Below are 22,289 nucleotides of genomic sequence, written 5' to 3'. Positions count from 1 at the left end.
GACTGCCGCCTCCGGTCTTTCAAACGATCAGACCTCGCTCACATCCAGCGGCGCTTCGGTCTTCTCGATCACTTCTTCCTTGGTCACGCCGGAAGCCAGTTCGATCAGCTTCAGGCCGCCCGGGGTCACGTCGATCACGCCCAGGTCGGTGATGATGCGGTTGACCACGCCCACGCCGGTCAGCGGCAGGTTGCAGTCGTTCAGGATCTTCTTCGAGGTGCTGCCATCCTTGGCCTTGGCCACGTGCTCCATCAGCACCACCACGCGGCCCACGCCGGCCACCAGGTCCATCGCGCCGCCCATGCCCTTGACCATCTTGCCGGGAATCATCCAGTTGGCCAGGTCGCCCTTGGCCGAGACCTGCATCGCCCCCAGGATGGCGATGTTGATCTTGCCGCCGCGAATCATGCCGAAGGAGTCCGCCGAGCTGAAGAAGGACGAACCGGGAATGGTCGTCACGGTCTGCTTGCCGGCGTTGATCAGGTCAGGGTCGACCTGGTCTTCGGTGGGGAAGGGGCCGATGCCCAGCAAGCCGTTCTCGGATTGCAGCCACACTTCGATATCGTTCGGAACGTGGTTGGCTACCAGGGTCGGCAAGCCGATACCCAGGTTCACGTAGAAGCCGTCCTGCAGTTCCTTGGCTGCGCGCGCAGCCATTTCATCTCTGGTCCATGCCATTTTGTGTGTCTCCTTATGCGCGCACGGTGCGTTGTTCGATGCGCTTCTCGGGCGTGGCATTGACCACGATGCGATGCACGAAGATGCCGGGGGTGTGGATCTGGTCCGGATCGAGCTGGCCCACTTCCACCAGTTCTTCCACTTCCACCACGGTGACCTTGCCGGCCATGGCGACGTTGGGGTTGAAGTTGCGCGCGGTCTTGTTGAAGACCAGGTTGCCGGCCTTGTCGGCCTTGTGCGCCTTCACCAGCGACACGTCGGCCACCAGCGAGCGCTCCATCACGTAGCGCTCGCCGTCGAACTCGCGCACTTCCTTGCCTTCGGCCACCAGCGTGCCCACACCGGTCTTGGTGAAGAACGCGGGGATGCCGGCGCCACCGGCGCGCAGCTTTTCGGCCAGGGTCCCTTGCGGGGTGAACTCCAGTTCCAGTTCGCCGGCCAGGTACTGGCGCTCGAACTCCTTGTTCTCGCCCACGTAGGAAGCGATCATTTTCTTGATCTGGCGGGTGGTCAGCAACTGACCCAGGCCGAAACCATCGACGCCGGCGTTGTTGGAAATGGCGGTCAGGTTCTGCACGCCCGAATCACGCAGGGCGGCGATCAACGCCTCGGGGATGCCACACAGGCCAAAGCCGCCGACCGCAATGGTCTGACCGTCCTTGACGATGTCTTTCAACGCGGTGGCCGCGTCTGGATACACTTTGTTCACGAGTCTCCTTTCGGCTCTTGTCTTGCGAGCAGGGTTGCAAGCGGGCCGGCGGACATGCCGGCTTCAACAGGGATGGGCGCAGGGGCTTCTCTTGCGCAACGTCCGCAGACGTCGCCGGGCCCCGTTCGGCTCCAAATAGCGCCAATTATCATAGGGCAGCTGAAATAGGCCATACAATACGGTAAAAATACCTGGCGCAATGCAGCATGGTACCGTCAGACAGACGGTCCCGCCAGTTGCGAGGGACCAGCCAACCATTGCAGCAACTCATGACCCAGCCACTCCCCATCGATTTCGAACAGGTTTTCATGCACGCGCCCATCGGCATGTGCGTCTCGCACAATCGCGTGATCCAGCAGGCCAACCTGGCCATGGCCGACATGTTCGGCTATGAGGTCGATGCGCTGCGCCAGACTTCCTTCCAGGAGATCTACCCCACCGCCGACGAATTCGAACGCACCGGCCTGCGCCTGGTGCCGATCCTGAACGAAAAGGGCTTTTATTCGGACGAGCGCATCATGAAGCGCTCCAACGATGAAATGTTCTGGTGCCACGTCACCGGCCATGCGCTCAACCGCGACAACCCGCACGCGGCCGGTATCTGGACCTTTGAGGATGTCAGTGCAAAACGTCCCATCGCGCCCGGCCTGACCCCGCGCGAACGCGAGATCGCCGCACTGCTGGTGGAAGGCAAGACCAGCAAGCTCATCGCCCGCCAGGTCGAACTGAGCCCGCGCACGGTGGAAATGCATCGCGCCCGCCTGATGCGCAAGTTCGCCGCTTCCACCTCCTCCGAACTGGTGCACAAGCTGCTGAGCATCACGCCCTGATCACCCTTGATCAGAACGGCAGGCCCGCAAAACGCTGCGCCAGGAAATCGAGCATCGTGCGCAAGGTCGCCGGCATGTGCTTGCGCGAGGCATAGACGCCATAGATGCCCAGCTGCAAAGGCTCGTAATCGGGCAGCAATTGCACCAGCTGGCCGCTGGCTACCAGCGGCGCCACCGTATAGGCCGGCATGTGGCCGATGCCCACACCGGCCAGCACCGCCTGCAGCAACACCGTCACCTCATTGGCGCTGATCGTGCCGCCCACCGCCACGCTTTGCGTCTGCGTCTTCATCTTCGCGGCGGCAGCGCCCTTGCCCGCCCGGGCTTTTTTCTTTTTCGGATCGAACTGCCACAGGCTGCGCCCCACATAGGAATGCGTCAGGCAATTGTGCAAGGCCAGGTCTTCCACCTTGCGCGGCATGCCATGGCGCGCAAGGTAATCCGGCGTGGCGCAGATGACCGAGTGGCAGACCCCCAGCGGACGCGCAATCAGATTGGGTTCCAGCCGGTTGGTCATGCGGATGGCCAGGTCGATGCGTTCTTCCACCAGGTTCACGGTGCGGTCCAGCGCCAGCAGGTCCACTGCCACCCCCGGATAGCGGCGGCCATACTCGACCACGGCCTGGATCAGCTGGGTCTGCGCAAAGGAGGTACTGGTCGTAATGCGCAGGAGCCCGCGCGGCGTTTCATCGGGCGTATCGAGAACATGGCGCATGTCCTCCGAATACTCCAGCATCTGGCGGCAGCGCGGCAGCAATTCATTGCCGGCGGGCGTGAGCGAGAGCCGCCGCGTGGTCCGATGCAGCAGGCGCGCACCGACCCAGTCTTCCAGCTCGGCCACGTAGCGCGACACCACCGGCCGCGACAAGTCCAGCTGCTCGGCCGCCGCCGACAGGCTGCCGCCATCCACCACCGTCACGAAAACCTGCATGGCCATCAGGCGATCCATCGGGGCCCCTTTTTCATTTGAACGATTTCAGAAACAAACTGTGATCGATTATGCTGTTTTTCGAAATCAAAAGCGATCCTATGATGGCGGCTCCTGACACCCATCCACCTCTTTCCGGAGTCGCCATGTTTTCCACCCGTCGCCTGCTGCGTCCCCTGCTGGCCATCGCTGTCACCGGCCTGCTGGCCTTCTCGGGCGCGGCCGTCCAGGCTGCCGCACCGCTCAAGCTCGACATCTACAATCCCGGCAAGGAAGCCATCTTCCCGGTCAGCTCGGTGCTGGTCACGGGTGAGCGCGAAGCGATCCTGGTCGATGCGCAATTCGGCCAGCGCGAAGCGCAGCAGGTCGTGGACAAGATCCGCGCCAGTGGCAAGAAGCTGACCACCATCTACATCAGCCACGGCGACCCGGATTACTACTTCGGCCTGGAAACCCTGCACGCCGCCTACCCGGACGCCAAGATCGTGGCCTCCGCGCCGACCGTGGAACACATCAAGGAAACGGCTGCCGGCAAGCTGGCCTACTGGGGCCCCAAGCTGGGTGACAACGCGCCCCGCGCCACCATCACGCCGGAAGTGCTCAAGGGCAAGACGCTGACGCTGGAAGGCCGCAAGCTGGAAATCGTCGGCCTGGACGGCCCGCAGCCGGATCGCAGCTTCGTCTGGATTCCCTCGCTCAAGGCCGTGGTTGGCGGCGTGGTGGTGGCCGGCAACATCCACGTATGGGTGGCCGATACGCAAAGCATGAAGTCGCGCCTGGACTGGCTCGGCACGCTGGGCCGCATCGAGAAGCTCAAGCCGGCCGTCGTCGTGCCCGGCCACTATGCCGCCGGTGCGCCGCTGGATATCGCCTCGGTGCGTTTCACCCGCGACTACCTGAAGGCCTTCGACCAGGAAGCCGCCAAGGCCGCCGATGGCAATGCCCTGATCGCCGCCATGAAGCAGCGTTATCCTGACCTGGGCGATACCAGCTCGCTGGAGCTGTCGGCCAAGGTCATCAAGGGTGAAATGAAGTGGCCCTGATCTGAACTGCATTGATCCGAAGCTGTTTGTCCTCCCTCTCCACCAGAAAGGAAACACCATGAAAATCGCACTCATCGGCGCCTCCGGCAACGTCGGCACCCGCATCGTGGACGAAGCCCTGCGCCGCGGCCACAACCTCATCGCCATTGCCCGCGACGCCGGCAAGATCGCCCAGCGTACCGGCGTGACTGCCGTCTCGGCTGACGTCAAGGACGCAGCTGCGCTGGCCACCGCCATCAAGGGTGCCGACGTCGTCATCTCCAGCGGCCGCTTCACGGCCTTCGGTGCGGACGACCTCCTGCCGGCCCTGAAGGCAGCCGGCGTCAAGCGCCTGGCCGTGGTCGGCGGTGCCGGCAGCCTGGAAATCGCACCGGGCAAGGCGCTCATCGATACCCCGGAATTCCCCGCCGAATACATGCCCGAGGCGTCCGGTGGCCGTGACTTCCTCAATGCCCTGCGTGAAGAGACCGAGCTGGAGTGGACCTTCCTTTCGCCCTCGGCGCTGTTCATCGCCGGCGAGCGTACCGGCCAGTTCCGCCTGGGCCAGGATGCACTGCTGGTCGGTGCCGATGGCAAGAGCTGGATCTCCTACGAGGACTACGCCGTGGCCCTGCTGGACGAGCTGGAACAGCCGAAGCACGTGCGTGCCCGTTTCACGGTAGGCTACTGACCCACTACGCTTGACGGGCCTGACGGTGCAGAAAACGTCAGGCCCTGTGCCGATTCATTCAAGAGGAAAACGCATCATGACCACCCCCGCCGCCCCGCACGACACCGTGCTTCACTACATCCACGATCCGCTGTGCGGCTGGTGCTACGGTGCCGCGCCGCTGGTGGCGGCGGCACGCGCAGTGCTGCCGGTGCAGGCGCACGGCGGCGGCATGATGGCCGGCCGCAACCGTCGACGCGTGGATGCGCAGCTGCGCGATTACGTGATGCCGCACGATCAGCGCATCGCGCAGATGACCGGACAGGCGTTTGGCGAGCCCTACTTCAACGGTTTGCTGCGCGATACCGAAGCGGTCTTCGACTCGGCCCCGCCGATTGCGGCCGTGCTGGCGGTACAGGCGCTCAAGGGCGAGGCCGCAGGACTGGACATGCTGGCAGCGATCCAGCGTGCGCATTACCAGCAAGGGCGGCGCATCTCCGACATGGCGACGCTGACGGAACTGGCGCAGACGCTGGGCATCGAGCCCGCTGCCTTCACTGGCGAAATGCAGCGGATCGAACAGGAAGAGCTGGCCAATCATATCGAGGCCAGCCGTGAACTGCTCAACTATGTAGGCGGACGCGGCTTCCCGACCTTCGTGCTGCAGCGGGGCGATACGCTGGAAGTGCTCGATACCGGGCGCTGGCTGGGGCAGCCGGAAGAGTGGGCGAGTTATCTGCGTGAAGAAACGGCCTCGTCGGGCGCGGCCGTTGCGGCAGCCGACAACGGGCTGGCGCAATGTGATCTGCAGACCGGCCGCTGCGACTGACCCGGCGTTCGTCCAGTCCTCCGACAAAACCTGCCGCACGCAAGCCTGCGCGGCAGGCACCTTCTGTCTCTCCTCGCCCCCTCCTCTGGTTGCCGATCCGCCGTGTCACGGCACGATCGCATCCTTCTTCTGCCCCCGTCCAATCTTGTCCTGGCACACATCCCTGCTTCACGCAGCCCATCCATTGGGCGTTTTTTCTGAAGACTGCCGTTAAGTTTTGGGTGCTAATCAAACAAGCGCGTTTGCTCTACAGTGTGCGGTTTTCCCGGGGAAGGCGGCCGGCCCGCCGGGAAAAGAACAGCATCCCTTGTCTTCATCCTTAGTTCACGGCGGGCGGCGTTCCCACAGGAATCGCCCAACTCCACTGAATCAAGATCCGCACTTCCCGACGTTGCCTGTGGCATCAGAACGCCACATCGTCCACCCTTGCCTGCATGGGGTGGCGTCGGGAACGTACTACGAATAACTGCAAGTGTTCACTGGAGTGTGTATGGATTTCACCCGTCTGACGGTTTCTTCGCGCCTCAAGTTCGGCTTTGGCGGCGTGCTCGTGCTCATGCTTCTGATTGTCGGCATCTCGCTGAAAAAACTGGATGATGTGAACCAGCAACTGCTGTCCATCACCGAAGTCAACAATGTGGAGATCCTGCATCTCTCGACCATGCGTGCAGCGGCCTATGAGCAGTCGCTGGCCTCGCGCGGGATCGGACTGGCGACGACCCCGGAAGACATGAAACTCAACGCCGACAATCTGCAACGGCAGATCACCATCTATGCGCAAGCGGAAGCGGCACTGGCCAAGCTCTTTACGGAATTGCAAGAAACCACCGAGACCGAAAAGAATTCCCTCGTGGCGATCCAGAAGATGAGCAAGGAAATTCTACCGGTCGTCTCGGGCCTGATCGAGTTGGCCAAGGCGCAAAAGAGTGAAGAACTCAAGCCTATCCTGGACGGTCCGCTGGGCAAGATGCAGGCAGAACGCCGCAAGGCGCTGGCCGAGCTGTCCGCTTTCGAGGACAAGCTCAACGACGATGCCAAAAACGAGGCGCTGGCCGTCTATGCGGCCGCGCGCAGGCTGTTGATCGCACTTGGTGTACTGGCCCTGGCAAGCGGCATCGTGGCTGCCGTGCTCATCACCAGAAGCGTACTGCGCCAGCTGGGTGGAGAACCAGCGGTGGCCGCTGCGCTGGCGGCACGGATCGCGCAAGGCGACCTGCGCAGCGAGGTGGATGCCGACAGCCGTCTTCCCAACAGCCTGATGATGTCGATGAAGAGCATGAACACCGGCTTGCGCGAGATCGTGCGGGAAGTCCGCTCCGGCACGGATGCCATTGCAACGGCCAGCAGCCAGATCGCTGCGGGCAATCTCGACCTTTCCTCGCGCACCGAAGAGCAAGCCAGCTCGCTGGAAGAGACGGCCTCGGCGATGGAACAGCTGACGGCGACGGTGCAACAGAACGCCGACAGCGCCGGCGAAGCCAACCGGCTTGCCACCGAAGCCTCGGTGGTGGCCGCCGAGAGCGGACAGCTGGTCAAGGATGTGGTGATGACGATGGCGGCCATCGAGGACTCGTCCAAAAAAATCGTGGACATCATCAGCGTCATCGACGGCATTTCCTTCCAGACCAACATCCTTGCCCTGAATGCAGCCGTGGAAGCCGCGCGCGCGGGCGAGCAAGGTCGTGGCTTCGCGGTGGTGGCGTCGGAAGTGCGCAGCCTCGCGCAACGCAGTTCGTCGGCAGCCAAGGAGATCAAGACGCTCATCGACGACTCGGTGGACAAGGTCGCCAGCGGCAGTGCGCTGGTCAACCGGGCGGGAGAGAGCATGAGCAATGTTGTCTCCAGCGTCGACCGGGTGGTGTCGGTGATCGGGGCCATCAGCGATTCCAGCGCCGAGCAGAGCAAGGGGATCCACGAGATCAACCATGCGATCTCGCAAATGGATCAGGTCACGCAACAGAATGCGGCGCTGGTGGAACAGGCCGCAGCAGCGTCGCAGGCACTGCAGGCGCAGGCGCGGCGGCTCAGTGGTGTGGTGGAAGTGTTTGCGATTGCCTGATGGTCGTCACAGCTGACACGGCACACCAAGCGCACGCAATGCAGCCCGTGTAGCAGTCACATCCACGTGATGAATACCGCGCCATCCCAGCGCCCGGCACCCATCGATATTCTTTTGCACATCATCGATGAAGACCAGCTCTTCGGGCTTGAGGCCCGGCAGGTGCCGTGCATAGCGCTCCAGCGCGATCTGGTAGATGCGCGGCTCGGGCTTGATGCAGCGCTCCTCGCCCGAGACCACGATATCGAGGAACAACTGCATGAAATCGTGGTGGTCGCGCGCATGCGGATAGGTTTCCGACGACCAGTTGGTGAGGCCGAATACCGGCACCTGCTGCGCATGCAGTTCGCGCAAGAGCGCTACGCCCTCCGGCAACGGGCCGCGCAGCATCTCGGTCCAGCGACCGTAGAAGGCACGGATCAGTGCTTCGTATTCGGGATGCTGCCGGACCAGATCCGCCGTCCCGTCCGCCAGCGTGCGGCCACCGTCCTGCTGTACGTTCCAGTCGGGCGAACAGATGTGCGTGAGGAAATGGTTGCGCTGCTGCTCGTCGGCGATCAGCTGCTGATACAGGTGCTGCGGGTTCCAGTCGAAGAGCACGCCGCCGAAATCGAAGACGACGGCGCGGATGGGGCTTGGTGCAGAAAACGTCATGGTGAAAATCCTTGGCAACGGCCGGAAATGTGATGTCAAAACTCCCCTGGAACCATCAGGTCTTCGGGCAAGGGGCCCGGTACGGCAGCCAGCAATGGCTTGGGAATGAATTCCACCAAGTGCCTTTCATCAGCGGCCAGACAATCGTAAGCAAGGATGAACTGCGCCACATGCGCAAGATAATCATGCACCAGCCCGCGATAAGGTTCGCTGACTCGCTCCGGTGTGCTCCTGCCGAGTTGCTCGTACGCCCGCTGCAGGAATAAAGGAATGACGCAGTAATTCTTGCTCAGGTAGAGCGCCGTGACCTGATTCACGTGGCACACCAGCGGGTACGTCGCGCTGGACATGCGGTAGCACTGATCGGGCACAAGGCGTGGCGAATTGAGATAGTGCTGAAACTGCTTGATCGTTCGGCGAGCCTCTTTGGCTCCTTCATTCAGCGTTGGCATGGGGCTGAGTCAGCGAAAATGGATGGCCGTCATCTTATCGAAAATCACCGGCAAGGTAAGCACCGGCTTCCAAAACATCTCTCACTGCGCCTGCAGTAGTGATGAATCAGCATCAGGACAGGGAGAGTGCCCGGGCAATGAAGGCTGCTTTGGCCTGCCGATAAGCCTGCATGGGTTGTCCATCCCACTGTCTCTTGAGCTGATTGTAATCAGCTCTGAGCACCGCATCTTGCCTGAGCAGACCGAGGAAGGCATCGAACATGTCGTAAGCGCTGTCGCGGACGATCAGTTGCAGCGCAAGATCCACGGAAGACGCCACTTTGTATCCCTGGATACAGTCGTCAGATAGCTGATCGGGATTGCGGGCGAAATGCTTGTCGAGCGTGGTCCTCGCCTCCTCGAACTTGTCCGCCGTCACCTTGACGGCAAAATCCAGATCCTGCTTTCCAATCACACCTGGCACCGCCGTACTGCCGACTTCGCGCACCTCGGCATCGGGGAGCCATTGCCGAAGCCAACGCACGATGCGCACGCGTTCGCGCCGCAGGCTTCGCAGGTCCGGGGCTTGAAGACGAAAGACAGCGTCCTCTTCGGCCGTGGCCCGCTCCTCCTGCACAAGATTGAATGCTTCGTCCAAAATCTGTATCGCAGCAAACCCTTCCGCCAGCAACGGCGGCTCGAAAAGATGGAAGACGTTGGCAATCGCGTCCGCCGGTATTACCTCATCCTCAGGCCGGTTCGCATTGCGGGCCAGTGCAGTAGCCAGGCTGACGCGTACCCATACCGCCGAGACAGGTACGCCGGCCGCCTGCGCCACACCGATCACGCGCGCACGGCGCTGCGCGGTAGCAAACGTTGCGTCGACATGAATGCACTGCTGCGGCGATGCGAGCCGTCTGCCGACCCACGTTGATTTTCCCGAGCCCTGAACGCCCATCACCATGACGAGCTCGCGGGGTGCTGCCTTGAGCGACTCTGCCAGCTCGCTGTACAGGCGCTCCCAGGCAGCGGCATTGCGTTCCATCGTGAAATGGCGCCCGGCCTCGGTCTGCAGGTAATGATCGGGATTGAAGTGGCGCCGGTCCGCCGGATTGATCAGGTAATGCAGGACATGATCCCGCCATCGGCCATCAATCTTCAGATAGTCACGCGCATGCCCTTCCTGCTGGAATCCCAGGCGCTGCAGCAGGGCCTGACTGCGCCTGTTCTCGGTGCGCGTGTTGGCCATGATGCGATGCAGGCCAAGCTGCGAAAAGACATGGCCGATGGCCTGCGACAGGGCTTCCTGCATCAGGCCCCGGCCTTGCGCTGCGTGATCGAGCGAAAAGCCGAGATGGCAGGCCTGGAACGGGCCGCGGACGATATTGGTGAATCCGCACTCGCCCACCATGGCACCGGTCGCGTTGTCGCGCAGGACCAGGTGCAATGCCTGTCCGGCGTCCATTGCGCAGGCCATGTCGTGGATGCGTTTTTCCATGCTGTCCAGGGTAAAGAAGCTGCCGGATCTTTCCGGCTCCCACGGTTTCAGGTGGAGTCTGTTGCGCACGTAGTAGGCAAGCAATTCCGGCGCATCCTGATGCGACGGTGAACTCAGGGTCAGGCGAGATGTCCGGAGCATGATCGCGGTGTCCATTCAAGCCGTCTCCTGATCCGTGGCGCGCGCCTGCAACGCCTCCACCAAATAATCAATGAGCACCCGCATCTTGGGCGCGATATGGCGCGACGCCGGAAAGAGCAAATAGGCCACGCCCTGATAGTTGCTATCGACAGTCCACTCCGGCAAAAGGCGGACGACACGCCCGGCCGCCAGGGACTCCCTGGCCACGAAGTCCGGCACACACCCCACGCCCAAGCCGGCTTCAATGGCCGCCAGACGCATTTCGCTGTGATTGACCGCACATCGTCCAGTCACGATGATCTCTGCCGCCTGGGTGCCGGAAAGGAAACGCCAGCGATTATCGCGTTCCTCCTCCCCCAGCGTGAGGCAACTATGGCTCATCAGGTCTTCCGGGTGATGGATCGCGCCACGGCTTGCAAGATAATCCGGGCTCGCCAGCAGGCACTGGCTGACCGGCAGCAATGGCCGCGCCACCATCCCTGGCGGCGGCGTATCGGTCAGGCGGATGACCAGGTCGACACCTTCACGCAGCGGATCGACCAGCCGGTCCACCACCATCAGATGCACATCCACGTCCGGATAGCGGGCCAGGAATTGCAGCAGCACCGGCTGCAGCAGATGGCGTGAGACGGCCTTGGGGGCGCTCATCCTGACCAGCCCCCTGGGCGTGCCGGCATGGCCTTCGGCCGCCAGCATGGTGGCGCGTGCGGCGGCCACCATCTTGCGTCCGTGCTCCAGCACGTCCAGTCCGGCTTCAGTCAGGCGCAACTGGCGGGTGGTGCGCTGGAACAGCGCCACGCCCATCATCTTTTCCAGACGGGCCACCTGGCGGCTCACGGCCGAGGGCGTCATGCCCTGCTGGCGCGCCGCTGCCGAAAAGCTGCCGGCGTCCACCACTTGCACGAACGTGACCAGCTCATGCAGTACCTCGGCCAACTCATTTGTTCTCATGCGGCACAACTCCTGTTCTTCGTTCCTGGCTAGTCAGGTCTCATCGGTCCCAAGACAATACACCAGCTCCGCCCAACGCCACGATGAGACCTCATGAACAAGACCTCCCTGCTGCACGCCCCCGCCCGTCCGCCAACCCTGCTGCGACTCAATCCTGTTGAATGGGCGCTGCTGCTGGTCGCCGTGATCTGGGGCGGCAGCTACAGCGCCGCGAAGATCGCCACGGAGCAATTGCCGGTGCTGCAGTTTCTGGTGCTGCGGTTTGGCCTGACGTTTCTCCTGCTGGCACCTGCCTTGCGCAGCATCACTTCCGTTCCCGCGTGGAAGAGATCGCTGGCGGGGGCGCTCGTGTTGGGTATGGTCCTGCTGGCCATCTTCATCTGCGAGACTGTCGGCGTCTCGTTGACGACGGCCTCCAATGCTGCCTTCCTGATCAGCCTGTGCGTCGTCTTCACACCATGGTGCGAGTGGCTGCTGCTGGGCCAGCGGCCCGAGCGTTCGGCGCTGATTGCGTGCGCACTGTCGTTTGTGGGCGCTGCCTTGCTGGCATTCCAGGATGGCATCACGCTCTCGCACCTGAGCTGGGGCGACGCGCTGATGGTGCTGGCCGCACTGCTGCGCGGCGTGATGGTGTGCCTGACACGCCGCCAGGGCCTGCGATTCGGCTTGCCCGCACTCACGCTGACGGCGGTGCAGATGGGTGTCATGACGGCGGGATCGCTGGTACTCATGGCGGTGCTGCCGGGTCAGCGCTGGATGCCCCTTCCGGCCAGCGCCTCCTTCTGGTGGGCGATGGCGTTTCTGGTCTTGCTGTGTACCATCGTGGCCTTCTTCGTACAGAACCATGCGGCCGCACGCACCAGTGCGTCACGGGTGGCCCTGCTGATGGGCAGCGAGCCGCTGTGGGGGGCGCTCATCGCGGTGGTGTGGATGAAGGAACAGATGTCCCTGCAGGGCTGGATGGGTGGCTTGCTGATCGTGGGGGCCACGGGGTGGGTGCTGCGTCCGCGTACCCATTCCACCTAGCGCAGCCTACAACCCCCGCAAAAAATCAAACAACTCCGGCACATCCGCATACCCCACATTGAAGCGGAAGCTGGTCTTGTGCGGTGCCGACAGGTGGAAGAAATCCCCCGGTGCCAGCCAGATGCCCTTCTGCCGCGCCCGGTCCGCGATCTCGCGCGCTGACAGTTCGCAGCCCTCGATGGTGGCCCAGCTGAACATGCCGCCACGCGCCGCCGTGAAGGGCGTCAGGCCCACTTCGGTGAGCTTGGCGTTCAGGGTGGACTGTGCATTGAGCAGGGTCGCATTGAGCGTCTGCACATGGCGCCGGTGATGCCCTTCGGTGAGCACGTTGTGCACCAGCCGCTCGTTGATCTCCGAATTGGTCAGCGTCAGGACCATCTTGGTATGCACGATCTGCCGCGCCAGTTCGCGCTGGCAGGCGATATAGCCCACCCGCAGCGAAGGGGCGATGGTCTTGGAATAACTGCCCACGTAGATCACCCGCTGCAGTCCATCCAGCGCAGCCAGCATGGGATCGGTGGCCTGCCCCAGTTCACGGAAGATGTCGTCCTCCACCACCCAGAAACCATAGCGCTCGGCCGTCTGCAGCACGCGCATGGCGCAGGCCGGCGTGTAGGACGTGCCGGTCGGGTTCTGCAGCACGCTGGTGGTGAAGAACATCTTGGGATGATGCTGGCGCGCCAGCGTCTCCAGCATGTCCGTGTCCACCCCGCCAGGCGTACGCGGCACGCCGATCACGTTCAAGCCCGCCAGACGCAGCATCGCAATCAGGTTGCAATAGCCGGGATCATCGATCATCACCGTATCGCCCGGCTGGGTCATGGTGCGGATGATCAGGTCCAGCGCCTGCGTGGCCCCGTGCGTGGTCAGCACCTGCTCGATGCCCAGCTCCAGCGCCCAGTGGCCGAGGAACTGCGTGATGAGCTGGCGCAGCGGGGCGTAGCCATAGGGATGGCCATAGCCGACCTGCTGTGCACCGGGCGAGCGGATGATGCGGCGCTCGGCCTGGTGCAGGCCTTCATCGTTGAGCCACTTGCCGGGCAGCCAGCCGCAGCCGGCCTTGATGGGCACGCGCTCATCGGCAAACATTTCCGAGAGCAGCCAGGCCGAGTCGATCACCGGCTCGGGCGGCACGAACACCGCACGTGCCCCGGATTGCCCGGCCCGCGCAGCCACGAAGAACCCCGCGCCGCGCCGGGCCTGCAGCATGCCGCGCGCCACCAGCTGCTCATAAGCCTCCACCACGGTGGAAGAGCCGATGTCGTGATGCTGCGCGAACTGGCGCACCGAAGGCAGGCGCTCGCCGGAGCGCAATTCGCCGGACTCGATCAGCCCGGCCAGGCCATCGGTCACCTGCTCCACCAGGCGGGCGGCTGTCTTGCGTTTCAAATCCAGTTGCAGTGGCGCGCTGGCGGGCTTGGCCATGGCGTCCTTTCTCAGAGTGTATCGGGCGGACCGGCGAGTGCATTGCTCCCGTCCACCAAAGTGTAAGCAGAAATCCTGAACTGTATTGGTCACTGTCATGCTGACTCCGAACCACCCTGATCAGGCCGAATCCCCTATAGATAAAGGGATAATCAATAACCAGGCTACGTGACCGAAGCACACGCTTCTCACCGGACGGAGCAATACAGTTTGCCCCACAGACCAATACAGTTTCCAGCGAAAATCAAAAGTGTAGCTAACAATACGGGCGCTGTCTGGCAATAATCAAGCACTCCCGATTTTTTCCAGACATTTCCCTTTTTCACGGTGCCTGCCATGTCCAGCCAAGACCAAACGCATCCCTCCGGCCTGTCGGCCTACTGGATGCCCTTCACTGCCAACCGCAACTTCAAGGCCGCGCCGCGCATGCTGGTGTCCGCCGAAGGCATGCACTACCGCGACGATGCCGGCAACAGCATCCTGGACGGCACTGCGGGCCTGTGGTGCGTGCCGCTGGGCCACGCCCATCCCAAGATCGTGTCGGCCGTGCAGAAGTCCGTGGCCACGCTGGACTACGCGCCCTCCTTCCAGCTCGGCCACCCGAGCGCCTTCGAACTGGCCGAGCGCCTCAAGGCCTATACCGGCAACCGCTTCGCCAACGTGTTCTACACCGGCTCCGGCTCGGAAGCGGTGGATACGGCCCTCAAGATCGCCCTGGCCTATCATCGCGCCAAGGGCAACGCCACTCGCACCCGCCTGATCGGCCGCGAGCGCGGCTATCACGGCGTGGGCTTCGGCGGCATGTCGGTGGGCGGCATCGGCGGCAACCGCAAGACCTTCAGCACAGCATTGCTGCCGGGCGTGGACCACCTGCCGCATACCCACAACCTGGAAAAGAACGCCTTCACCAAGGGCGAGCCGGAATACGGCGCGCACCTGGCCGATGAGCTCGAACGCCTGGTCACCCTGCACGACGCCTCCAACATCGCCGCCGTGATCGTGGAACCGGTGGCCGGCTCCACCGGCGTGCTGATCCCGCCCAAGGGATACCTGAAGCGCCTGCGCGAAATCTGCACCAAGCACGGCATCCTGTTGATCTTCGATGAAGTCATCACCGGCTTCGGCCGCCTGGGGACGCCCTTTGCGTCCGACTACTTCGATGTCGAACCGGATATCTTCACCACCGCCAAGGGCCTCACCAACGGCGTGGTGCCGATGGGCGCGGTGTTCGTGAAGAAGGAAATCCACGACGCCTTCATGAACGGTCCGGACGGCATCGAGCTGTTCCACGGCTACACCTACTCCGGCCACCCGCTGGCCTGCGCCGCCGGCCTGGCCTCGCTGGAAGTGTTCCAGACCGAAGGCGTGCTGGAAAATGCGCAAGCCGTGTCGGACTATTTCCAGGAAGCGGCGCATGCCCTGCGCGGCCTGCCGCACGTGATCGACGTGCGCACCATTGGCCTCATCGCCGGCATCGAGCTGTCCTCCATTCCCGGCCGCGTCGGTGCCCGCGCCTATGACGCCTTCGTGCGCGCCTTCAATGACGGCATCCTGATCCGCGTCACCGGCGACATCATCGCCCTGTCGCCGCCGCTGATCATCAACAAGCAGCAGATCGACGAACTGTTCGGCAAGCTGGCGGCCATCCTCAAGACCCTGGCCTGATCCCCTTCACCCAAGCAATGACGCAAGAAAGATTCATGGAAAAGATTGCACACTACATCGGCGGCAAGCGCGTCGATACCCAAAGCGGGCGCTACGCCGATGTCTTCAACCCGGCCCAGGGCGTGCCGGTGGCGCAGGTTGCGCTGGGCACGGCCGACGAGGTCGATGCGGCGGTGAAGGCCGGTGTGGCCGCCTTCCCGGCCTGGTCCAACACCCCGCCGCTGACCCGCGCGCGCGTACTGTTCCGCTTCCTGCACCTGATCCAGCAGCGCGCCGACGACTTCGCCCGCATCATCGTGCGCGAGCACGGCAAGACCTTCTCGGATGCCCAGGGTGAAGTGGCGCGCGGCATCGAGATCGTCGAGTTCGCCGCCGGTATCCCGCAGATGCTCAAGGGGGAATACACCGACCAGATCGCCCGTGGCATCGACGCCTGGTCGATGCGCCAGGCGCTGGGCGTGGTGGCCGGCATCACGCCGTTCAACTTCCCGGCCATGGTGCCGATGTGGATGTTCCCCATCGCCATTGCCTGTGGCAACTGCTTCGTGTTGAAGCCCTCCGAGCGCGATCCCTCGGCTGCGCTGCTGATCGCCGACCTGCTGCAGGAAGCCGGCCTGCCCGATGGCGTCTTCAACGTCATCCAGGGCGACAAGGTGACCGTCGATGCCCTGCTCGATCATCCGCAGGTCAAGGCCATCAGCTTCGTCGGCTCGACCCCGATTGCCGAATACATCTATGCCCGTGGCTCGGCCAAGGGCAAGCGCGTGCAAGCCCTGGGCGGTGCCAAGAACCACATGGTGGTCATGCCCGACGCCGACATGCAGCTGGCCGTGGATGCCCTGATGGGCGCGGCTTACGGCTCGGCCGGCGAGCGCTGCATGGCGATCTCGGTGGCGGTGGCCGTGGGCAGCGCCGGTGATGAACTGGTGGCCGCACTGGCCGAGCGTGCGCGCAACCTGAAGATCAACGAAGGCATGGCGGCCGGTGCCGAGATGGGTCCGGTGGTGACCGCGGCTGCCAAGGAACGCATCGAAGGCCTCATCGGCCGTGGTGTGGAAGAAGGCGCGACGCTGGTGGTGGATGGCCGTGGCTACCAGGTGCCTGGTTTTGAGAAGGGCTTCTTCGTCGGCGGCACGCTGCTCGACCATGTGACGCCCGAGATGACGGTGTACAAGGAAGAGATTTTCGGACCGGTGCTGTGCGTGCTGCGCTGCCCCGACATCGCCAGCGCAGTCGAACTGATCAATGCACATGAGTACGGCAACGGCGTGGCGGTCTATACCCGTGACGGCGGCGTGGCGCGCGAGTTCGTGCGCCAGATCGAAGTGGGCATGGTGGGGGTCAACGTGCCGCTGCCGGTGCCGATGGCCTTCAGCAGCTTCGGTGGCTGGAAGCGCAGTCTCTTCGGCGACCATCACATGTACGGACCGGAGGGCGTACGCTTCTACACCCGGGCCAAGGCAGTGATGCAGCGCTGGCCCAATACGGCAAGTGCCGGTGCGGAATTCGCGTTCCCGCAGATGAAATAAACAGGATCAACGGCATGAAATTTTCATGCCGTTTTTCTTTGGCGGGTGCGTATCATGAAGGGCCTGTCCCGCCCTGCCCAGACGGTGTTGGTGCAGAAAACGTCAGGCAAGGTGCAGAAACGATCAGCCATCCCCAGCCCGCAGGAAGTCAAATGCGGGCTTGCACCAAAAGCAGCAAACCTTAGAAAACCAGACCGTCGTGGACGACCGGTGGAGACACACCGGCAGCACGGGAGAACGGCAAACCACATTTGGAGACACGCTCTGCGGAGCGGCAGGAGGAGCCCCATGACGGCTCACGCCATGCGGCGCAAAGGCGCGCCGCAAAAGCGTTTACGGCTTGTCACGTCCCGTATTGCAGCGGCTGCGCAAGACGGTGCGACCCTGTTGACCCACCCTTTTCCGCCGGTTCGTGGCGGAGGATTCCACACGTCCATGCAAATCATCCCTGCCCGGCTTTCCTTAGTTTTTCGGGAAGCACGGGCATGGAACTTGCGTTGACGGGCAGTACTGCAGCATTGCGCAATTCCATGGATGTCATCTGTCAATCGTAAGCTTCGAGGGAGAAACAAGCATGATCAGCCGTCGCAATTTCCTGAAACTGTCCGCACTGGCCGCACCCGGCGCACTGAGCTACCACGACGTGTTTGCCCAGGCCGAGAGCATTGCCTTCGGCTGTCCGGTGCCGATGTCCGGCCCCTTCGCCGCCAACGGCAAGTTCGCCGACATGGGCATGAAGCTGGCCCTGCAGAAGTACGGCAAGGTACTGGGCAAGAGCACCAGCTACGTGACTCTGGACACCGAAGGCAAGCCCGCCACGGCGGTGCGCAAGATGCAGGAAACCATCGAGAAGGGCACGCGCTTCTTCGCCGGCGGCATCCTCTCCGGCGAAGCGCTGGCCATGGGCAAGGAAGCCGACAAGGCCGGCGCAGTCTTCATCACCACCGCCGGGGCCGACGAGATCACCGGCAGCGATTGCAACCGCGCCACCTTCCGCTGGTCGGTACCGACCTTCGGGGCCATCGAACAGACCGTGCGTCCGCTGCTGGAGAAGCTGCCCAATGCCAAGCGCTGGTACACCATCACGCCGCAATATGTATTCGGCGAAGGCCTGCTGTCGGCGGCCAAGAACATCTTCAAGGAAAAGGGCATCGAACATGTGGGCAACAGCTACCACTCGCTGACCGAGAAGGAATTCTCCGGCTATCTCACCAATGCCATGGCGGCCAAGCCGGACGTGCTGCTGCTGCTCAACTTCGGTTCGCAATCCTCGGACACGCTGCGCCAGGCGGTCAGCTTCGGCATGAAGAACAACTGCACCATCCTCATGGCCTGGGCCTCGGGACTGGAACAGTTCGAGACCCTGGGGGCCGATATCTGCGATGGCGTCTACTTCGGCGCGCAGTACTGGCACGCCATCGATTCGCCCTTCAACAAGGAATTCGTCAAGCTGGTCAACGACAATCTCAAGATCGATCCCAACTACAGCCTGGCCGGTTCCTACATCTGTACCAAGATCATCCTGGACGCCATCATCAAGGCCAACAGCACCGATCCCAAGGCGGTGATCGCGGCCATGGAAGGCATGAAGTACGAGGGCCTGACCGGCACCGAGGAAATCCGCAAGGGCGACCACCAGGTCATCAAGAACTACTACCTGCTCAAGGGCAAGGCCAAGGCGAAGATGGCCAACAAGAATGACTATGCCGACATCGTTTCCTCCGGCAAGTCCTTCCTGCCGCTGGAGAAGACGCAGTGCAAGCTGTGATGGCTCTGGCTTGAGGTTCAGGGCCTGTCCTCCGCTTGCGGGGACAGGCCGCATTTGCTGCATCATCGTCACGAGGTTCCATGAACATCTATCTGCTGCAGATCGCCAATGGCGTGGGCATCGGCATGCTCTACTTCCTGCTGGCAGTGGGCTTGTCGATCGTCTTCGGCCTGCTGCGCTTCGTCAATTTCTCGCATGGCGCCTTCTTCCTGCTGGGCGCCTATCTCTGTTACGAGGCCACCAGCCGCGGTCTGGATTTCTGGTGGTCGCTCTTCATTGCCCCCGCCGCCGTGGGCCTGTTCGCCTGGGTGGTGGAGCGCTTCGTGCTGCGCCACGTGTATGCCCTGCCGCATCACTTCCACATCCTCTTCACGGTCGGCATGGCGCTGGTGATCCAGGAAGCGGTGATCTCGGTCTGGGGACCGCTGGGCAACAATGTCTCGCCGCCGGATCTGCTGCAGGGCGTGGTGATGTGGGGCGGCTTCGTCTATCCCAAGTACCGCCTCTTCGTCATCGGCCTGACCGCCGTCATGGCGCTGCTCCTGTGGTGGGTGCTGGAAGGCACGCGCCTGGGTTCGATCGTGCGGGCCGGGTCGGAATCGACCGAAATGGTCAGCCTCCTGGGCCTGAACATCCAGCGCATCTTCAGCCTGGTCTTCGCCCTGGGGGCGGCCACTGCCGGGCTGGCCGGAGCGCTGGCCGCGCCGATACGCGGGGCCGATCCCTTCATGGGCGTCGAGGCGCTGGGCATCGCCTTCGTGGTGGTGGTGGTCGGCGGGCTGGGCAGCTTCTGGGGCGCGCTCATCGGCGGCATCCTGGTCGGCATCGTGCAGAGCGTGATGAGCACGGTCTGGTCCGAAGGGGCGCACCTGATGATCTACGTGGCCATGGCGGCGGTGATGCTGCTGCGTCCGAATGGCTTGCTGGGCCGGCCAGGCGCGGCCTGAGGCCGCATTACGTCACCTGACGCCACCTGACGTTTTCTGCACAGAGGCTTTCATGAAACAGATTGCGCATTTCCGTTACACCCTGCTGGCCGCCGCCGTGGTGCTGTTGCTGCCGCTGCTGCTGCCTTCCGGCACGCTGGCTACCGAAGTGCTGGTGTTCGCCCTGGCCGCGCTGGGCTGCAACCTGCTGCTGGGCTATACCGGCCTGATGTCCTTTGGCCAGGGCATCTTCTTTGGCGTGGGCAGCTATACCACCGGCGTGGTGCTGCTGCAATTGAAGCTCGCGCTGCTGCCCGCACTGGCCCTGGCTGCCGTGGGCGGCGCGCTGGTAGCGCTGCTGGTGGGCTGGTTCTCGATCCGCCAGCGCGGCACCTACTTCGTGATGCTCACGCTGGCCTTCGCCCAGATGTTTTATTTCCTCGCCTATACGATGAAGGACGTCACCGGCGGCGACAACGGCCTGCTGGACATCCCGCGCCCGCCGCTATCGCTGTTCGGGATCACGCTGCTGCCGACCACTTCCTCGTGGCAGTACTACACGGTGGTGGCCATCCTGTTCGTGCTGGTGTTCTGGCTGCTGCAGCGCGTGGTCGATTCGGTACTCGGCAAGACCCTGCTGGCGGTGCGCGAGAACGAAGCGCGCGCCTCGGCGCTGGGCTATGACGTACGGCTGCTGAAGCTGGCGGCCTTCGTCATCTCGGGCGCGGTCACCGGTTTGGCCGGTGGTCTGCACGCGATGATGACCGGCGTGGCACCGCTGTCCAACATCGAATATCACACCAGTGAAGCGATTCTCGTGATGACCGTCATCGGCGGCACCGGCAACCTGTTTGCCTCGGTGCTGGGCGCGAGCTTCTATGTGCTGGTGGGCAACTGGCTCTCCACGCTGTGGCCGCGCTGGCTGATGCTGCTGGGGCTGCTGTTGATTGCGGTCAGCCTCTACATGCAGAAGGGCCTGTTCGGCCTGGCCATGAAGTTGATCGATGCCGCGCGCGGCCGCAAGGATGACGCGCCACAGGCCGCCACCGTGACCAAGGAGAAGCACTCATGAGCCGCCCCATCCTGCAAGCGCTCAACGTCACCAAGCGCTACGGCAAGTTCACCGCCGTCAACGGCATCACGCTGGACATCGAGGCCGGCACCGTGCATTCGGTGATCGGTCCCAATGGCGCGGGCAAGACGACGCTGTTCCATACCCTGACCGGCACCACACCCATCACCGAGGGCAGCATCCTGGTCGAGGGCGAGGAAGTGGCGCACCTGCCGGGCAACCGCCGGGTGCAGAAGGGACTGGCGCGCTCCTTCCAGGTGACCAGCCTGTTCCCCAACCTGAGCGTGCGCGAGAACCTGCGGCTGGCTGCGCAGGGCCGTTCCCCGCTGGCCGCACTCAATCCCTGGAAACGTGCCGAACAGTTCACTGCCGCATGCACACTGGCCGATGAGCTGGTGGCGCGCCTGTCCCTGCAGGCGGTGGCGGAGCGGGCCTGTGCAGAACTTTCACATGGACAGCAACGCAGGCTGGAGGTGGGCATGGCCATGGCCGGACGGCCCAAGGTGATCTTCCTGGACGAGCCGACCTCGGGCATGGGCATCGACGACATCGCCGAGATGAAACAGCTCATCCACGGACTGCGGCGCGACTACACGGTGGTGCTGATCGAACACAACATGGATATCGTGATGGATATCTCGGACCGCATCACGGTGATGCAGCTGGGCCAGATCCTGGCGCAGGGCAAGCCGGCCGAGATCCGCAGCGATGAACGCGTGCGCCGGGCCTATCTCGGCAGCATGATCACGGGAGGCAAAGCATGATCCTGCAAGTGGAAGACGTTCACGGCTACTATGGCAAGAGCCACATCCTGCAGGGCGTGTCGCTGCAGGTCGATGCCGGGGAAGTGGTGACCCTGCTGGGACGCAATGGCGCGGGCAAGACCACGACCTTGAAAAGCATCGTCGGCGTGGTGCCGCCGGCGCAGGGACGCGTGCTGTTTGAAGGCCAGGTCATCAGCGGCCTGCCCTCCTACAAGATCGCGGCCCGCGGCGTGTGCCTGGTGCCGGAGCATCGCGGCATCTTCAAGCTGCTGACCGTGGAAGAGAACCTGACCATGGCCGCGCGCAAGGAATCCGCATGGGGGCTGGACGAGGTCTACACCATCTTCCCGCGCCTGAAGGAGCGCCGCAGGAATGGCGGCGGCCAGCTCTCCGGCGGCGAGCAGCAGATGCTGGCCATTGCACGCGCGCTGATGACGCATCCGCGCGTGCTGATGCTGGACGAACCGGTCGAAGGCCTGGCCCCGGTAATCGTGGACGAGATCGTGGCGCAGCTGCGGCAGATCAAGGCGACCGGGATGTCCATCATCCTGGTGGAACAGAATCTGGAAGTGTGTACGCAACTGGCTGACCGGCATTACATCGTCGAACAGGGACGCATCGTCTACAGCGGCAGCAATGCCGCCTTCCTGGCCGATGATGGCGTGAAGGACCGTTATCTGGGCGTGAATCTGGCGGCATGATGGCTGCCGCGCA

The 22,289-nt window shown here is 63.2% G+C and carries 21 protein-coding genes; 13 read left to right on the top strand and 8 right to left on the bottom strand.

Annotated elements, in window-relative coordinates:
* Positions 1 to 27: 27 nt before the first annotated feature.
* Together JOD78_RS22100 and JOD78_RS22095 are read right to left on the bottom strand one after the other, a co-directional pair.
* Complete coding sequence (locus JOD78_RS22100) at positions 28 to 678, bottom strand: 3-oxoacid CoA-transferase subunit B (protein WP_034340601.1); 651 nt, start codon at positions 676 to 678, stop codon at positions 28 to 30.
* A gap of 13 nt (positions 679 to 691) precedes the next feature.
* Complete coding sequence (locus tag JOD78_RS22095) at positions 692 to 1,387, bottom strand: CoA transferase subunit A (protein WP_013236556.1); 696 nt, start codon at positions 1,385 to 1,387, stop codon at positions 692 to 694.
* Between the two features lie 269 nt (positions 1,388 to 1,656).
* Here JOD78_RS22095 and JOD78_RS22090 point away from each other — a divergent pair, with 269 nt between their 5' ends.
* Entirely contained in the window at positions 1,657 to 2,217 is a 561-nt protein-coding gene (locus JOD78_RS22090; protein ID WP_034340603.1) for a PAS and helix-turn-helix domain-containing protein, read from the top strand.
* A 10-nt stretch (positions 2,218 to 2,227) separates the two neighbouring features.
* Here the strand turns inward: JOD78_RS22090 and JOD78_RS22085 are convergent, their stop codons facing one another.
* Positions 2,228 to 3,166, bottom strand: a complete 939-nt coding sequence (locus JOD78_RS22085; RefSeq protein ID WP_039783005.1) for a LysR family transcriptional regulator — start codon at positions 3,164 to 3,166, stop codon at positions 2,228 to 2,230.
* Positions 3,167 to 3,291: 125 nt separating this feature from the next.
* Here JOD78_RS22085 and JOD78_RS22080 point away from each other — a divergent pair, with 125 nt between their 5' ends.
* From JOD78_RS22080 to JOD78_RS22065, 4 genes are all read left to right on the top strand, one after another.
* Positions 3,292 to 4,188, top strand: a complete 897-nt coding sequence (locus JOD78_RS22080; protein WP_121041209.1) for an MBL fold metallo-hydrolase — start codon at positions 3,292 to 3,294, stop codon at positions 4,186 to 4,188.
* Positions 4,189 to 4,246: 58 nt separating this feature from the next.
* Entirely contained in the window at positions 4,247 to 4,858 is a 612-nt protein-coding gene (locus JOD78_RS22075; RefSeq protein WP_204726785.1) for an NAD(P)-dependent oxidoreductase, read from the top strand.
* A 76-nt stretch (positions 4,859 to 4,934) separates the two neighbouring features.
* Positions 4,935 to 5,666, top strand: a complete 732-nt coding sequence (locus tag JOD78_RS22070; RefSeq protein WP_209569533.1) for a DsbA family protein — start codon at positions 4,935 to 4,937, stop codon at positions 5,664 to 5,666.
* A gap of 490 nt (positions 5,667 to 6,156) precedes the next feature.
* Positions 6,157 to 7,725, top strand: a complete 1,569-nt coding sequence (locus tag JOD78_RS22065) for a methyl-accepting chemotaxis protein (RefSeq protein WP_134134184.1) — start codon at positions 6,157 to 6,159, stop codon at positions 7,723 to 7,725.
* Positions 7,726 to 7,731: 6 nt separating this feature from the next.
* On the opposite strand, the gene JOD78_RS22060 is transcribed toward JOD78_RS22065, so the two are convergent.
* From JOD78_RS22060 to JOD78_RS22045, 4 genes are all read right to left on the bottom strand, one after another.
* Positions 7,732 to 8,379 (bottom strand): HAD family phosphatase, encoded by a 648-nt coding sequence (locus JOD78_RS22060; RefSeq protein WP_209569535.1) that lies wholly within the window; start codon positions 8,377 to 8,379, stop codon positions 7,732 to 7,734.
* Between the two features lie 35 nt (positions 8,380 to 8,414).
* Positions 8,415 to 8,831 (bottom strand): hypothetical protein, encoded by a 417-nt coding sequence (locus JOD78_RS22055; protein ID WP_134040184.1) that lies wholly within the window; start codon positions 8,829 to 8,831, stop codon positions 8,415 to 8,417.
* 112 nt (positions 8,832 to 8,943) lie between these two features.
* Positions 8,944 to 10,464 carry a GNAT family N-acetyltransferase gene (locus JOD78_RS22050; protein ID WP_209569537.1) on the bottom strand — a complete coding sequence of 507 codons (1,521 nt, stop codon included), beginning with the start codon at positions 10,462 to 10,464 and terminating at the stop codon, positions 8,944 to 8,946.
* A complete protein-coding gene (locus tag JOD78_RS22045) occupies positions 10,465 to 11,400 on the bottom strand; it encodes a LysR family transcriptional regulator (RefSeq protein ID WP_209569539.1) in 936 nt (311 codons plus the stop codon).
* Between the two features lie 93 nt (positions 11,401 to 11,493).
* Between JOD78_RS22045 and JOD78_RS22040 the strand changes: the two genes are divergently transcribed.
* Positions 11,494 to 12,426: a DMT family transporter gene (locus JOD78_RS22040; protein WP_209569541.1), complete on the top strand. Its 933-nt coding sequence runs from the start codon at positions 11,494 to 11,496 to the stop codon at positions 12,424 to 12,426.
* A gap of 6 nt (positions 12,427 to 12,432) precedes the next feature.
* Here the strand turns inward: JOD78_RS22040 and JOD78_RS22035 are convergent, their stop codons facing one another.
* Positions 12,433 to 13,851, bottom strand: coding sequence for a PLP-dependent aminotransferase family protein (locus tag JOD78_RS22035; RefSeq protein ID WP_121041224.1), 1,419 nt, complete (start codon positions 13,849 to 13,851; stop codon positions 12,433 to 12,435).
* Positions 13,852 to 14,187: 336 nt separating this feature from the next.
* On the opposite strand from JOD78_RS22035, the gene JOD78_RS22030 reads away from it, so the two are divergent.
* The 7 genes from JOD78_RS22030 (at position 14,188) to JOD78_RS22000 (ending at position 22,276) form a co-directional block, all read left to right on the top strand.
* Positions 14,188 to 15,516: an aspartate aminotransferase family protein gene (locus JOD78_RS22030; protein WP_121041226.1), complete on the top strand. Its 1,329-nt coding sequence runs from the start codon at positions 14,188 to 14,190 to the stop codon at positions 15,514 to 15,516.
* A gap of 35 nt (positions 15,517 to 15,551) precedes the next feature.
* Positions 15,552 to 17,045 carry a CoA-acylating methylmalonate-semialdehyde dehydrogenase gene (locus tag JOD78_RS22025; protein ID WP_121041228.1) on the top strand — a complete coding sequence of 498 codons (1,494 nt, stop codon included), beginning with the start codon at positions 15,552 to 15,554 and terminating at the stop codon, positions 17,043 to 17,045.
* Positions 17,046 to 17,619: 574 nt separating this feature from the next.
* Complete coding sequence (locus tag JOD78_RS22020) at positions 17,620 to 18,813, top strand: ABC transporter substrate-binding protein (protein WP_121041230.1); 1,194 nt, start codon at positions 17,620 to 17,622, stop codon at positions 18,811 to 18,813.
* Positions 18,814 to 18,893: 80 nt separating this feature from the next.
* Positions 18,894 to 19,760 carry a branched-chain amino acid ABC transporter permease gene (locus tag JOD78_RS22015; protein ID WP_034340650.1) on the top strand — a complete coding sequence of 289 codons (867 nt, stop codon included), beginning with the start codon at positions 18,894 to 18,896 and terminating at the stop codon, positions 19,758 to 19,760.
* Positions 19,761 to 19,812: 52 nt separating this feature from the next.
* Entirely contained in the window at positions 19,813 to 20,811 is a 999-nt protein-coding gene (locus JOD78_RS22010) for a branched-chain amino acid ABC transporter permease (RefSeq protein WP_209569544.1), read from the top strand.
* Positions 20,808 to 21,575, top strand: a complete 768-nt coding sequence (locus JOD78_RS22005; protein WP_121041236.1) for an ABC transporter ATP-binding protein — start codon at positions 20,808 to 20,810, stop codon at positions 21,573 to 21,575. The genes JOD78_RS22010 and JOD78_RS22005 overlap by 4 nt, the downstream gene beginning before the upstream one ends.
* Positions 21,572 to 22,276, top strand: a complete 705-nt coding sequence (locus JOD78_RS22000) for an ABC transporter ATP-binding protein (protein WP_034340657.1) — start codon at positions 21,572 to 21,574, stop codon at positions 22,274 to 22,276. The genes JOD78_RS22005 and JOD78_RS22000 overlap by 4 nt, the downstream gene beginning before the upstream one ends.
* Positions 22,277 to 22,289 lie beyond the last annotated feature (13 nt).

Origin of the sequence: Herbaspirillum sp. 1130 (assembly GCF_017833835.1) — a bacterium.
Classification (GTDB): Bacteria; Pseudomonadota; Gammaproteobacteria; order Burkholderiales; family Burkholderiaceae_D; genus Herbaspirillum; species Herbaspirillum huttiense.
Note: the sequence above shows the minus strand (reverse complement) of the source record. Positions and strands in the feature narration are given on the sequence as shown.

Coding starts and splice junctions, on each gene's coding strand:
- JOD78_RS22100 (WP_034340601.1), bottom strand. CDS start 678: ATGGCATGGACCAGAGATGAAATGGCTGCGCGCGCAGCCAAGGAACTG.
- JOD78_RS22090 (WP_034340603.1), top strand. CDS start 1,657: ATGACCCAGCCACTCCCCATCGATTTCGAACAGGTTTTCATGCACGCG.
- JOD78_RS22085 (WP_039783005.1), bottom strand. CDS start 3,166: ATGGATCGCCTGATGGCCATGCAGGTTTTCGTGACGGTGGTGGATGGC.
- JOD78_RS22080 (WP_121041209.1), top strand. CDS start 3,292: ATGTTTTCCACCCGTCGCCTGCTGCGTCCCCTGCTGGCCATCGCTGTC.
- JOD78_RS22075 (WP_204726785.1), top strand. CDS start 4,247: ATGAAAATCGCACTCATCGGCGCCTCCGGCAACGTCGGCACCCGCATC.
- JOD78_RS22070 (WP_209569533.1), top strand. CDS start 4,935: ATGACCACCCCCGCCGCCCCGCACGACACCGTGCTTCACTACATCCAC.
- JOD78_RS22065 (WP_134134184.1), top strand. CDS start 6,157: ATGGATTTCACCCGTCTGACGGTTTCTTCGCGCCTCAAGTTCGGCTTT.
- JOD78_RS22060 (WP_209569535.1), bottom strand. CDS start 8,379: ATGACGTTTTCTGCACCAAGCCCCATCCGCGCCGTCGTCTTCGATTTC.
- JOD78_RS22055 (WP_134040184.1), bottom strand. CDS start 8,831: ATGCCAACGCTGAATGAAGGAGCCAAAGAGGCTCGCCGAACGATCAAG.
- JOD78_RS22050 (WP_209569537.1), bottom strand. CDS start 10,464: ATGGACACCGCGATCATGCTCCGGACATCTCGCCTGACCCTGAGTTCA.
- JOD78_RS22045 (WP_209569539.1), bottom strand. CDS start 11,400: ATGAGAACAAATGAGTTGGCCGAGGTACTGCATGAGCTGGTCACGTTC.
- JOD78_RS22040 (WP_209569541.1), top strand. CDS start 11,494: ATGAACAAGACCTCCCTGCTGCACGCCCCCGCCCGTCCGCCAACCCTG.
- JOD78_RS22035 (WP_121041224.1), bottom strand. CDS start 13,851: ATGGCCAAGCCCGCCAGCGCGCCACTGCAACTGGATTTGAAACGCAAG.
- JOD78_RS22030 (WP_121041226.1), top strand. CDS start 14,188: ATGTCCAGCCAAGACCAAACGCATCCCTCCGGCCTGTCGGCCTACTGG.
- JOD78_RS22025 (WP_121041228.1), top strand. CDS start 15,552: ATGGAAAAGATTGCACACTACATCGGCGGCAAGCGCGTCGATACCCAA.
- JOD78_RS22020 (WP_121041230.1), top strand. CDS start 17,620: ATGATCAGCCGTCGCAATTTCCTGAAACTGTCCGCACTGGCCGCACCC.
- JOD78_RS22015 (WP_034340650.1), top strand. CDS start 18,894: ATGAACATCTATCTGCTGCAGATCGCCAATGGCGTGGGCATCGGCATG.
- JOD78_RS22010 (WP_209569544.1), top strand. CDS start 19,813: ATGAAACAGATTGCGCATTTCCGTTACACCCTGCTGGCCGCCGCCGTG.
- JOD78_RS22005 (WP_121041236.1), top strand. CDS start 20,808: ATGAGCCGCCCCATCCTGCAAGCGCTCAACGTCACCAAGCGCTACGGC.
- JOD78_RS22000 (WP_034340657.1), top strand. CDS start 21,572: ATGATCCTGCAAGTGGAAGACGTTCACGGCTACTATGGCAAGAGCCAC.